Raw genomic sequence first — 12,625 nt, forward strand, 5'->3', positions numbered from 1 at the left:
ACGGGAATATCCGGTAAAGCCTTATGGCATTATTCAGACAGTAAGGAAATGATGTGCAGCCATTGCAGCGTCGCGTCCGGGTCTGCCAATTCCGTGTCACAGGACGGCGATTGCGGATGGCGACAGCTGATAAAAGAAAAAATCAGAAACAAGGCAGAGGCGATACATGGGTTTGAAACAGATAGGCGCGATGTTGCTGGTGGCGTGGAGTGTGCTCTTCAATGAGGCCGGTGCTGCCGACAAGCCGGTGCAAATAGGATTTGCCGGACCGCTGACGGGATTGAGCGGTGCCAGTGGCGTGGCCATGTTGAAAGGCGCCGAGCTGGCGATTGAAGATATCAACAAGCAGGGGATACAGATCGGCGGTGATCGGCTGGTCTTTTCGCTGCTGACCCAAAACGATAAATCCAGCCCGTGGATCGGCGTCAATGCCGCCGGCTACTTCGTCAAAACCGGCGTGGTCGGCGTGGTGGGTTTGTTCAACAGCGGCGTGGCGATTGCCACTTCAGATGTCTATAGCAAAGCCGACATTGCGCATTTCGCAGTATCCGGCTCGCGCCGGTTTACCCAGCAGGGACATCGCAGTGCTTTCCGGATTACGCCGTATGACGATCAGCGTGCCGCCAGCCTGGCGGAATATGCGGTCAAGGATATGCAATGGCGTCGCATTGCAATCGTGCATGACGATTCTGCGTTCGGTAAAAACTACAAGGATAAATTCAGCAAGGCGGCGCTGGCCAATGGCGCCAGCATTCTGAGCACGCAGGAAGTGGGTAGCTCCACGTTCGATTTCAATCAGGTGCTGGTGCGCCTGAAACGTGAAGAACCGCAAGCCATCTTTCTCGGTGCACTGGGCGAGCAGACGATTGCATTTGCCCGCGGCATCAAGCGTTTCGGCATCAATGCCGCGGTGATTACCGCCGCTTCCGTGGTCGATAATTCGTTTATCGAGGCCGTCGGCGCCAGCCGCCAGCCCGTGGTATCGATCAAGCCCGGTGCCGGTATTCGCAACAGCAAAAAGCAGGAAGTTTTCGAACGGCGTTACCGGGAAAAATTTTCCGCGACACCGGGTGGCTATTCCATGTTTGTCTACGATGAGGTGCAGGTATTGGCGGCTGCCATCAAACAGGCAAATTCAGTGGAGCCGAAGAAAATCACCGAAGCGCTGCATAGTGTCACCCATGTTGGCTTGACCGGCGATATTGCATTCGATGCCCAGGGCGATTTGCGCGAACCGAGTTTTGATCTCTATCAAGCCAAGGACGGTGCGTGGACCATCATGAAGCAAATTCGCCTGAGCGGCGGCCGCTAAGCCGGGTATTCAACAACTGCGCGGCAATCGCATTGATGGTGATGGCCGCCGTTGACCGGCGTCAGGCGCAAGCGGCCTTGATGCCGTTGACCCACGACTTCGCCGGCAGCCTGGTGGCACTCTGGATTTCAGCGGCGCGTGCATAGAGTGCCGTAAAGTCGATCTCCGGCGCCTGTTTGAATGCCAGGGCCACCACATTGCCATCGTGTACTTCCGGCAAACAGATTACCTGATCGAAAGCAAAGCGCATGGCTTTCAGATTCTTGGTGTAGCTGGGGTGATCGCCGAACAGGTTCACGGTCAGTACACCGGACGGGCTGAGGCTGTCGCGGCAGGCCCGATAGAATTCCGGCGTGTCGAGTACCGGACCGCGCGCGGTGGCATCGTACAGATCGGCCTGCAATGCATCGATGCCGCCGTGGATGGCGGGATCGGTGATGAAGTCCATGGCATCGGCTTCCAGTATCGTCAGACGTTCGTCTTCCGGCGGCAATTTGAACATGCTGTTGCAGATGGCGATGACTGACGGATTCAATTCAACCGCCGTCACTTGCGCCTGCGGAAACTGGCGGTAGCAGAATTTGGTCAAGGCGCCGGTCCCCAATCCCAATTGCACGATGTGATGCGGATGCTGCTGAAACAGCATCCAGCTCATCATTTGTTGTGCATATTCGAGTTCGATCCAGTCCGGCTTGCGCAGACGCATTGCACCCTGAACCCATTCGGTACCGAAATGCAGGTACCGCACGCCTTCCTGTTCGGACAGCGTGACCGGTGCGAATTTCGGTTTGCGCGGCGCTTTGGGTGCTGCCGGTTCGCGCTCCTTGCGCCCGGGGCCAGCCTTGCTGTTGGCTTGCGCTTCGATGGATTTTCTTTTGATCAACATGATGTGGCCTGAATTCGAATTACCGAATGATACCTTGTCATGGCAGTGCCTTTTCATTGGCGGCAACAAATTGCCGCGACACAACGGCACGCCAGCGTTTTCCGGTTCGATACGGCGCCGCCGTTTTTTTTCCGGAGCGCAGAAATGTGGTGAGAATAAAACGGTTTTTGAGACCGCCCGCAGCCGTCATTTTGATTCCGATGCGCCACGCACTTTCGCTGATTCCGGCTGCATGCCAGTCTGCATAACGATTTGCATGGCGAGACGCTGCGTATCTTTTCGCAGGTCAATATTGTGCTGTGGAAAAGTCTCGCGCAGGCGCAAAAATTCCAATCCGAAGTCCGGTTTTTCTACGTTATATTTAAAACAATATTGTTGGCAGACGTAACCCAGAATCAAGCTGGTTGTGGAGAGGCAAGAAACTCATGCGCATGAAGTCTCACGTAGTCAGTCTGCGTACCAGATTGATGTTGTTGGTTGCAGTATCTTTATTGCCCGCCATTGTTTTACTTACGCTGCAAGGATTTCGCGATTACGCAGCCGAGAAGAAAAATCTGCATGAAGAAGCTGAAAATCTGGCTTACCGGATTTCCATGCATTCCAAGGAAGCAGGACCAGAGCCCAAGCGCTATCTGGAAAATCTGGCGAAGATCGCCGAAATCAAAAACGAGGGCGCCGGCTGCAATGCCTTTCTGGCCCTGACACTGAAGACCGACTATTACTACGACAACATCTTTGTCGCCGACCGCAGCGGTAACGTTGTTTGCTCTGGCATCGAATTGCCAGTGTCCCTGAATCTGGCAAACCGTTCCTACTTCGGACGGGTAATGGCGCGCAAGGCATTCGCGGTGGGAGATGTGCAACACAATGACAACAGCGGCGAGCCGGTGGTGGTGTTCGCGTTGCCGGTGCTTGATGTGCGCGGTGAAGTTACGCGGGTACTGGGTCTGGTCGTCAATTTTTCCTGGTTCAACGATTCGTTCAAGCGCGGCAGCGCCAGCAGCCGGCACCTGGATAAAGTGGCGGCGACGGTGAGCGACAGCGACGGCGTCATCATCGCCTCGGCGCCAGGGCAGAAATATGTCGGCAAGAGATTGCTGGAATGGAACCGGATACGCGCCCGCGTCAACGAGAACAGCCGCTATACCGCGAGTGAAATGTGGCGCGACGGGGTGATGCGCACCACGACTTATTTGCCGGTGTTTTCATCGGACGTCACCGGCATGTATTTTCTGCGGGTCGGCATCCCGCAGGGCGATTCACTGGCCGTGGTGGAGTACCGCACCGCCTGGAATTTTCTGCTGCTGGCGCTGGCCGCATTGCTGGCAATGACGGCGGCATGGTGGCTCAGCTCATGGCTGGTGCTGAAGCCTATCGGCGTCTTGACCCGGACTGCGGCCTTGCTTGGTGCCGGCGATATGAATGCGCGCACCGGTCTGGCCAAAAGCGGCGGCGAAGTCGGTGAGCTGGCGCGCAGCTTTGATGAAATGGCCAACCAGTTGCAAATCCAGCACGACAGCCTGCAACGTCTCAATCGCGTGCAAGCCATGCGCAGTGCCACCAATGGCGCCATACTGCGGGCCGAAAACGAACAGACGCTGCTCAATGATATCTGTCAGGTTGTGCGTCAGACCGGTGGCTATCAGCTGGCCTGGTTTGGTTACAGTGACAAATTTGGCAGCCGGATGTTCAGGGTGCAGGCGCATGACGGCGCCACCAGCGAAATGCTGACCGCTTTTGAACATCTGCGCAAAGATTCGCCGGAGACGGAAATGGGACCGGTCGCCAACGCCGTCAGATTCGGCAAACCGCAGGTGATGCACAACCTGCAAACGCCGCTCAACGATGCGCCGTGGCGACTGGCCGCAGCCAGCAGCGGTTTCGCTGCGGCAATTGGATTGCCGATCAAGGTCGGGGAAGATGTGATTGGTGCGCTGGGCATCTTCTCGATTGATCCGGATGCCTTTGGTACGGAAGAAATTCAATTGCTGACGGCAACCGCCAACGACGTGGCGTTCGGTATCGCTGCCGCGCGGGCGATGCTCGAAGTGCGCCGCAGTCGCGAGTTTCTCGGGCTGGTCATCAACAATATTCCGAGCATGGTGTTCGTCAAGGAAGCCGCCGATTTGCGTTTCGTCAGCATCAATCCGGCGGGCGAAAAGTTTCTCGGACTGGAGAATGTCGACTATATCGGCAAAACCGATGCTGAAATCTTTGCGCCGGAACAGGCCCGGGGTATGGTGCAGCGCGATCTTGATGCACTCAATTGTACGCAGCCGGTGCTGGTGACCGAATCGCAGATCACGACCGTGGATGGCAAGATCAAACTGGTCCAGACCAAACGCTTGCGCCTGACGGATGCCAATGGCGACGTCAAATACCTGCTGGGAATTTCGGAAGACATTACCGAACAACGCAAGGCGGAAGAACGGTTGATCTATCTTGCCACGCATGACGGTTTGACCGGTCTGCCCAATCGCCATCTGTTGATGACCAGCCTGAATGCTTCGCTGGAACGGGCCGCCGGGGCGGGGCAGGGTTTGAGTGTGTTGTATATCGATCTTGACGGCTTCAAGGAAATCAACGATACGCTGGGGCATTTCACCGGCGACGAATTGTTGCGCGACGTCGCTGCCTTGCTCAGGCAGGTTGTGCATAACGACGATACGGTGGCGCGCGTCGGCGGTGACGAATTCGTGCTGGTGCTGGAGCAGGCGCTTGACCCGGAAGCGCTGACCGTCATTACCGATGAGATCAAGAAACGTTTCATGACGCCGTTCAGTATTGCCGGTCAGGAAATCGTGATCAGCAGCAGCATCGGCATCAGTCGGTTCCCCGAAGATGCCCGGGATGGGGAGACGCTGCTGCGCAACGCCGATATCGCCATGTATGCGGCCAAAGCGCTGGGGCGCAATACGCACAGCTATTATTCGGCAGATATGCATACGCGCGTCATCGACCGGCTTGAAATGCGCAATCTGTTGCGCTCGGCCATCGAAAAGAATGAACTGGTCGTGCACTACCAGCCCAAGGTCTCCATGCTGACCGGCAGTATTGTCGGCGCCGAAGCGTTGGTGCGGTGGCATAGCAAGGAACTGGGATTTGTATCGCCGGCGCGCTTCATTCCACTGGCCGAAGAGAGCGGCCTGATTGTTCCCATCGGTGAGTGGGTGTTGCGAACCGCATGCGAACAGGCGCGCCAATGGCAATCGTACGGGCCGCTGATGATGGCGGTCAATCTGTCGCCGCGCCAGTTGCATCAGAAGGGACTGTTGCAGATCATCGCGACCATATTGAACGATGCCGGACTCGGCGCCGATTTGCTGGAGCTGGAAGTGACCGAAGGATCGTTCATGGACAAGGATTCCGGTGCCATCGGTTTGTTGACGCAAATTTCTGAAATGGGTATCCGGCTGGCGGTGGATGATTTTGGTACCGGCTATTCCAGTCTGGCGTATCTCAAGCAATTGCCGGTCAATGTACTCAAGATTGATCAGTCGTTCGTCAAGGGCCTGATGTCAGATGAAAGTGATGTCGCCATCGTGACGGCGATTGTGGCAATGGCGCGTTCGCTGAAACTGTCGGTGATTGCGGAAGGCGTCGAGACATTCGAGCAACTGGCAATTCTGCGTGCGCTGGAGTGCGATGAAAATCAGGGATACCTGTTCAGCCGGCCATTGCCGGCCAAGGAGTTCGGCCACTTTTTGAGTCGGCCGGATTTGCTGCCAAAGATGGGTGGGCCGGAAGTCTGATCAAGCGGCCCGTGGCCGGTGTTGCCGGTCATGCAATCGCTATTGCCGGCACCGCGTTGCGCAGTGCCGGCACCGGATCAGGACTGGCAGGTCTTGCCGTGGTCGCCATGGAAGCCCTTGGCTTTGGCATCGGCTTCACTCATGTATTCGCCTTGCTTGGTCTTGCCATACCATTTGTCGCCCTGGCAATGATAGACCTTGGTGGAAGCATTGACCCAGACTTTACCGGCGCCGCCGCCAAGTGCGGCAGCAGCGGCAGGGGTGGCAGCGGATTTGGCTGGTGCCGCAGCGGGTGCGCTTTTGGTCATCGCTGTTGCCGGTGCCGGTGCCGCGGCCGGAGCGGCTGCCGCCGGTGCCGGGCTGGCAGCAGCAGGTGCGGCGGCTTTGGTGGTGCTGTCGGCGTACCAGTCTTTCACGCCTTTATGGCCGCGGCAGGCGCCTTTTTTCTCGGCGCCGGAATAGTAGCTGCCGTCCTTGCACAATCCTGTGGTGCCGGCCGGAGCATCGGCTGGCGGTGCGGCGCTTGCCAGACAGCTGAATGAGGCCAGCAGTGTGGCGCACAACGTCGAGGCGAAGATCTTGTTCATGTATTTCTCCTGAGGGTCGAAGGTGGGTATGAAGCTGTGCCGCGGGTAAAACAGGATCGAGTGTATAGCTTTTTTGACAATGAAATAAAACGAATTGAAGTCGATGCAAGTTCGTGCATCGGTTTCCAGCATATGCCTGAAATGTATGCTGCGCATGGTTTTGCGGATTTTTTTGTGGCGTCGGCGGGGGGCCGTAGCAAAGTCTTGTAACAATTCTCTTGTGCCGGCGCGCATGGCGACGTGGCAAAAGCGACTTCAGTGTTGTGAATTGACAGCAGTCAGAAATCTGCGCGACGTGCGTGGAAGAGATGCCGAATGGGATGGGTACAACGCACGCCGGCTTGTCAGGGACAGTCCAGCGTGCGTTGGATGACGCTTAGCGTACTGCCTGAGTCGTGGCTGCGAAGAAGTCATTGTCGCCGACGGTTGCTTTACCGGTCGGTTTCGGCAATGCACTCCAGACCACGATCACGACATTCTCTTTCGGGTTCATGTAAATGTGCTGACCGAAAATGCCGCGTGCTTCGAAGGCGCCTTCATTGATGGTGCCGGCTGCATTCGGGATCGGCCACAGCATGTAGCCGTAGTTCACCAGTTTGCCATCCACCATTTTCGGGCTGCCGGCTTCCTTGACCCAGCCATCCGGCAAGATCTGTTCGCCGCCGGCTTTGCCGCCGCCCAGCAGGAACATGCCGAACCGACCATAGTCACGCAACGTGGCCGACAAGCCGCTGCCGCCGACTTCCAGACCATCCGGCGATTCCAGCCACCAGGTGGCATCGGACTCCATGCCGAACTTGCCCCAGATCCGTTCCGACAGATATTGCGCCACCGGCTTGCCGGTAGCGGCGCGTACCAGCGCACCTGCGACCTGGGTTTCGCCGGTGCTGTAGTTCCAGCGGGTACCTGGCGCTGCTGCGCGCGGCAGCTTGGACATCAGTTCCAGCACGCCGCCGGGAACCTGTGCATTTTGCACTTCCAGCATGCGCCGGCGATCCGATTTCGGATCGGTATAGGTTTCATTCCAGTTGACGCCGGAAGCCATCTGCAACAGGTTGCGTACCGACACGCCGTCGTAGGCGCTGCCCTTGAGTTGCGGCAGGTAGTTGATGATCGGATCATCGATGCTCTTGATATGACCATCCTTGATGGCGGCACCGATCAGCGTTGCCGTGATCGACTTGACCACCGACATCGACATCCAGCGCGTCTTCTCGTTGTTGCCGAGTTCATAGTTCTCGAATGCGATCTTGCCATCCTTGATCACCAGCAGGCCGCTGACGCGATTGAGCGAAACATAATCGTACAGGTCGTAATCCTTGCCGCCCGAGCTGAACTTGAAGTTCTTCAGCGGCTTGTCGCCGGCGGGCAGCGGAAACACCTTGCCGCCATTCGGTACGACGCGGGTGGAAAACAGGCGGTCGATATTGCGGAAGGTATTGACCTGTACATCCGGGAACAGGGCGCCGTCATAGACTTGCTGGACGGTGCCGATTTTTTCGGCCGCGTGTACATTGACTACCGGCTCTTTGGCACAGGCCAGATTGGCGGACAAGGTCATGGCGACGACGACGCCGAGTTTTTTCAAATGAAATGGTGTGTTGCGATAAGACATGCATGATCTCCGGGTTTGTTATTGGTGTCTTGATATCGTCAGGTTGCTTCTTGTGTCCATCTGCGAGCAATCGAAACGACCCGCAAGCTTATCAGCAGGATTGTCGTGGGGAAATTGTGGAAGATACTTAACGCCGGGCGGTCATCGCGCCGGAAAATTCCCGGATGGCAGGAACCCGGCCGGCGTATTTGCGAAAATGATGTTCATGCCGGCGTGTATTGCTGCGTGAACGCCTGTTCAGAACAAGGTGCTGTCGATGGACGCCAGTGCATTCTTCAATTTCTCGGCGGTGTTTTGCAAGGCCGGCACCAACATCTTTCTGATATTTTCCACATCCGGCACATACGATACGGCACTGCAATTGAGCGCCATCGGCACCGGCGGGTCACCGAGAAAAACCGGCACACTGACGGCGAAGGTATCGCGCTGATATTCGCCGGCGGCCATGCAGTAACCATACTGATCGAGATCTTCGAAGGCCTCTTCCATTTTGGCCACCACTGCCGGTCCGTGCACGCCGATTTTTTTCAGGATGTCGAACAGCAGACGCTGACGGCGGGCAGGTGGCTGGACCCAGACATAGGTTCTGCCGATGGCGCTCAATTCCATCGGTACCGTGCGGCCGACGCCCAGGCGCAAGGTGGCGATACTGCTGCTGTTGCAATATTCGATGTAAATCATGTCGAGCTGATTGGCCACCGCCAGTCCGACCGACATGTTGTGATGATCGGCCATGGCTTGCATGATCGGCTTTGCCAGACGCGTGATCGGACTGTTGGACAGATAGCGATGGCCGATGCGCAAACCGCGCACGCCGATCTGAAAGCGAACGCCGTCCGGCGCCCGGTCGAGATAACCGAGCGCTACCAGCGTTGCCGCCACGCGCGAGATCGAGGCCTTGGAGTAGCCGGTGCGGCGCACCAGCTCGGCATGCGCCAAGGGTTTGGGGCTGCCGCGAAATGCCTTGAGTACGCCGAGTGCGCGTTCCAGTGTGTGGGTCGAAGTACTGCTGCCGGGAGCCGCATCCTGATCGCGCACCGAAAAACGTTCTGGTCCTTCGTGATTGCCGGTGGCAGATTGTTTGCGGATATTGCTGGCTGCTGCGGCTTTCATGGTGCGTCCTTAAATCTGAGCCGCAGCCCGTTTTTTGAGTTGGCCGATCAGCGTCACCAGCTTGCGTCCCAATTGTTCATCCAGCTTGGTACGTGGCGTCAGTCGCGGCGAGCCGGCGCATACCAGCGCCATCGGCAGGCGTCCCGGAATGTTCAGCGGCGCTGCCACCACGGTAATGTCGGCACCCCAGTCGCCAGTGGAGGCGCAATAGCCTTTGGCGGCAACCTGCGCCGCAGCTTCGGCGATGCGCTGGCGCAGCAACATCCAGCGATCACGTTTGTGATGTGGTCGCATGCGATCCAGCAGATAAGCTTGCTCGGCTTCCGGCAAGCCGGCCAGCAATGCCCATCCCAGCGGTGAGGCGGCAATCGGCATATGTTCGCCGACGCCGAGGGCGATGGTGGCCAGCGTAGCCGCGCTGTGACAATTTTCAAACAGGATCATGTCGAGACCATCGCGTCCGGCCAGTGCCACGAACACACCGTTGTCGTCGGCGAAGTCTTGCATCGAAGGTCGCGCCAGCGATACCACATCGGCGTCGGCCATGGCGGCGTAACCAAGGTCGAGCACGGCAGATGCCAGCCGGTATTTCCTCAAGGTTTCCGAATGGGTCAGATAACCGAGTTCGGTCAGCGTGCGTGTCAGGCGCGATACCGTGGCTTTCGGAATCCCGGTGCGTTCGGCAATATCCTGATTGGCCAGCCACTGTTCCTGCTCAAGGAACGCGTCGAGTACCGCAAAGCCGCGTTCAATCGGCGCGATCAGTTTGCTGTTGTCGGCCGCGTGTTCGCGATAGGGCGTGCGAGGTGCGCGCAATACGATGCGCACCTCTACCGGTCGCACCGCCGCCTTGCGTACTGCTGCCTTGGCGCGTGCGCTTGCCGGGCCAGTTTCAGCGGGCCGGTTCATGTGGTGCGCGACATCGAAAACTGCATGTTGGTCTCCTGCTGCGTACCCGCCGTTTTTACGGTCTGTGATACGTCTGATTTTTCTGTGGTCATGGTCTGTTGCCGGGAACCTTGCAGCAGCCGATGCATGACGTCAATCTAACATCAAACACTGTTCCGTACTTTGGAACCGCATCTCGCAAGCGATGTTGGCAGAGAAATGTTTACGCGTCGTTTTTGCCGTTGCAGAGACCTGCCGGAAATAGCGGTGATCCGCTCTGGCCCGGCTGTAGCGGGAAAGCATGCTGCATCAGCACATTTTTTGAGCAGGGCCGTGCATTGCGCGTTGCCATGCCCGGTGACGATAGGCGCAAACAGGCATCTGACGGATAACAAGGTTTCGATGTACGGAACACTATTTTCCGGTCTATTGACACCCCATCGGCGTTTTCAGACTATACCTCCCAACGTCGTTCCAGCCGTGCCAGACCACGCGCAGTACCGTTCGCCACAGCGCAGCGGAATCCCGGCAACGCCATCAACGTGTTGCCCATTTTTATCGCAACAGCAATCAGTCGCCGCAAATGGCAACCGGATTCAGGATCAAGGACATCAGCATGACAATTCGTAGAATCGCAGAAGGAAAAGTAGTCGTGGTCACCGGCGCCGGAGGCGGTATCGGTCGCGACATTGCATTGGCGATGGCGCAGCACGGTGCACGCGTGGTCGTCAACGATATCGGTGCCTCGCTGAGCGGCGAGGGGCTGAGTGCCGGGCCGGCGCAACAGGTGGCGGACGAGATCATCGCCGCCGGCGGACAGGCGGCAGCCAATACCGACAGCGTGTCGGAAGCCGGCAGCGCAGCACGTATCGTGGAAACCGCAATCGATACGTTCGGACGTGTCGATTGCGTGGTCAACAATGCCGGCATCCTGCGCGACAGCCTGTTTCACAAGATGAGCAGCGACGAATGGGATGCCGTGCTCAAGGTGCATTTGTATGGCGCCTATTTCATGAGCAAGGCGGCTGCGCTGCATTTCAAGGAACAGGCCAGCGGCGCATTCGTGCACATGACTTCTACTTCGGGGTTGATCGGCAATCTGGCGCAGGCCAATTATTCAGCGGCCAAACTGGGACTGACGGCCTTGTCGAAATCGATTGCGCTGGATATGCAACGCTTCAATGTGCGCTCCAACTGCATCGCGCCGTTTGCCTGGAGCCGCATGATCAGTTCGATTCCGGTCAATGACGCCGCCCAGCAGGCGCGCGTCGACAAGATCAAGCTGATGACGCCGGCCAAGATCGCGCCGCTGGCGGTGTATCTCGCCAGTGATGCTGCGCGCGATGTCAACGCCCAGGTATTCACGGTACGCAACAATGAAATTTTCCTGATGAGTCAGCCGCGTCCGTTGCGTTCGGTACACCGCTCCGAAGGCTGGACGCCGGAAAGCATTGCCGAACATGCGATGCCGGCACTGCAAAAGAACTTTGTGGCATTTGACCGCTCGGCCGACGTATTCAGCTGGGACCCGGTGTGAACGCGGTGGGGCACGCAGCATCAGGATCAGCAGCATTCAGCATCGCAACGGAACCGACATGGCCATTGATTATTTCAAACTGAAGAACTGGGTGTTTCCCGAACAGGAACACCGCTATACCGAAAAAGACACGATGCTGTATGCGCTCGCGCTCGGCCTCGGGAAAAATTCCACGGATGGCAATGAATTGCGCTTTGTCTATGAAAAGGGCTTGCAGGCATTTCCCAGCATGGCGGTGATTTTGGCGCATCCCGGTTTGTGGATGGGCAATCCGGAGTCGGGTATCAATTTGCTCAAGGTGGTACATGGCGAGCAAAAGGTACGGCTGCACCAGTGCTTGCCGAGCAGCGGCATCGTGGTCGGCCGGTCGCGGGTCATGGCGGTGGTCGACAAGGGCGCAGATAAAGGTGCATTGGTCGTGGTGGAGCGCAAGGTGGTGGATCAGAAAAGCGGCGTCACTTTGGCAACGGTAGAGCAGATTTCGTTTTGTCGTGGTGAAGGCGGCTTCAGCGAACAAGGTCAGCCCAGTGATGTCTTGCCGGTACAGTCGGCTGCCATGCCGGCGCGGGCGGCAGATCAGATCTGCGACTTGCCGACCCGGCCGGAGATGGCGTTGTTGTATCGCCTGTCGAGTGACATGAACCCTTTGCATGCCGACCCGGCGGTCGCCTGCGCCGCCGGCTTTGCGCGCCCGATTCTGCATGGCCTCGGCACCTATGGCGTGGCCTGCCACGCGATCCTGAAAAGCTGCTGCGATTACCGGCCGGAGCGATTGCAGTCATTGCAGACCCGATTTTCGGCACCGGTTTTTCCGGGCGAAACGATCCGCACGGAAATCTGGCGCGAAGGCGGACGGGCTTTGTTCCGCTCGCGCGTGCTGGAACGCGATCAGATTGTATTGAGCAACGGCAGCGCGGATATCGCCGCCTGAAGCT

At 57.7% G+C, this 12,625-nt stretch carries 11 protein-coding genes; 4 read left to right on the forward strand and 7 right to left on the reverse strand.

Annotated features, from left to right (window positions below; genetic code table 11):
• Positions 1-166 precede the first annotated feature (166 nt).
• Positions 167-1,312 carry a branched-chain amino acid ABC transporter substrate-binding protein gene (locus AKL27_RS13195; RefSeq protein WP_050463304.1) on the forward strand — a complete coding sequence of 382 codons (1,146 nt, stop codon included), beginning with the start codon at positions 167-169 and terminating at the stop codon, positions 1,310-1,312.
• Between the two features lie 61 nt (positions 1,313-1,373).
• Here AKL27_RS13195 and AKL27_RS13200 read toward each other — a convergent pair whose 3' ends face one another.
• Genes AKL27_RS13200 through AKL27_RS13205 form a run of 3 tightly spaced genes read right to left on the reverse strand, consistent with a single transcriptional unit; the run spans position 1,374 to position 2,597 of the window.
• Positions 1,374-2,198, reverse strand: coding sequence for a class I SAM-dependent methyltransferase (locus tag AKL27_RS13200; RefSeq protein ID WP_050463305.1), 825 nt, complete (start codon positions 2,196-2,198; stop codon positions 1,374-1,376).
• 37 nt (positions 2,199-2,235) lie between these two features.
• Positions 2,236-2,388, reverse strand: coding sequence for a hypothetical protein (locus tag AKL27_RS27745; RefSeq protein ID WP_157056917.1), 153 nt, complete (start codon positions 2,386-2,388; stop codon positions 2,236-2,238).
• The gene (locus tag AKL27_RS13205; RefSeq protein ID WP_050463306.1) at positions 2,385-2,597 is read right to left on the reverse strand and encodes a hypothetical protein; all 213 of its coding nucleotides are present in this window, start codon (positions 2,595-2,597) and stop codon (positions 2,385-2,387) included. The genes AKL27_RS27745 and AKL27_RS13205 overlap by 4 nt, the downstream gene beginning before the upstream one ends.
• A gap of 32 nt (positions 2,598-2,629) precedes the next feature.
• Between AKL27_RS13205 and AKL27_RS13210 the strand changes: the two genes are divergently transcribed.
• On the forward strand, positions 2,630-5,950 hold the full coding sequence (locus tag AKL27_RS13210) for an EAL domain-containing protein (RefSeq protein ID WP_198155957.1): 3,321 nt from the start codon (positions 2,630-2,632) through the stop codon (positions 5,948-5,950).
• 77 nt (positions 5,951-6,027) lie between these two features.
• On the opposite strand, the gene AKL27_RS13215 is transcribed toward AKL27_RS13210, so the two are convergent.
• The 4 genes from AKL27_RS13215 to AKL27_RS13230 form a co-directional block, all read right to left on the reverse strand.
• Positions 6,028-6,528, reverse strand: coding sequence for a DUF3761 domain-containing protein (locus AKL27_RS13215; RefSeq protein WP_408609770.1), 501 nt, complete (start codon positions 6,526-6,528; stop codon positions 6,028-6,030).
• Between the two features lie 385 nt (positions 6,529-6,913).
• Entirely contained in the window at positions 6,914-8,152 is a 1,239-nt protein-coding gene (locus AKL27_RS13220; RefSeq protein ID WP_083439024.1) for a serine hydrolase domain-containing protein, read from the reverse strand.
• 237 nt (positions 8,153-8,389) lie between these two features.
• Positions 8,390-9,265, reverse strand: a complete 876-nt coding sequence (locus AKL27_RS13225; RefSeq protein WP_083439025.1) for an IclR family transcriptional regulator — start codon at positions 9,263-9,265, stop codon at positions 8,390-8,392.
• Positions 9,266-9,274: 9 nt separating this feature from the next.
• Complete coding sequence (locus AKL27_RS13230; protein ID WP_050463308.1) at positions 9,275-10,174, reverse strand: IclR family transcriptional regulator; 900 nt, start codon at positions 10,172-10,174, stop codon at positions 9,275-9,277.
• A gap of 595 nt (positions 10,175-10,769) precedes the next feature.
• On the opposite strand from AKL27_RS13230, the gene AKL27_RS13235 reads away from it, so the two are divergent.
• Positions 10,770-11,690 carry an SDR family NAD(P)-dependent oxidoreductase gene (locus AKL27_RS13235; RefSeq protein WP_050463385.1) on the forward strand — a complete coding sequence of 307 codons (921 nt, stop codon included), beginning with the start codon at positions 10,770-10,772 and terminating at the stop codon, positions 11,688-11,690.
• A 58-nt stretch (positions 11,691-11,748) separates the two neighbouring features.
• On the forward strand, positions 11,749-12,621 hold the full coding sequence (locus tag AKL27_RS13240) for a MaoC/PaaZ C-terminal domain-containing protein (RefSeq protein WP_050463309.1): 873 nt from the start codon (positions 11,749-11,751) through the stop codon (positions 12,619-12,621).
• Positions 12,622-12,625 lie beyond the last annotated feature (4 nt).

This window comes from Herbaspirillum autotrophicum, from assembly GCF_001189915.1.
Taxonomy (GTDB): Bacteria; Pseudomonadota; Gammaproteobacteria; order Burkholderiales; family Burkholderiaceae_D; genus Herbaspirillum; species Herbaspirillum autotrophicum.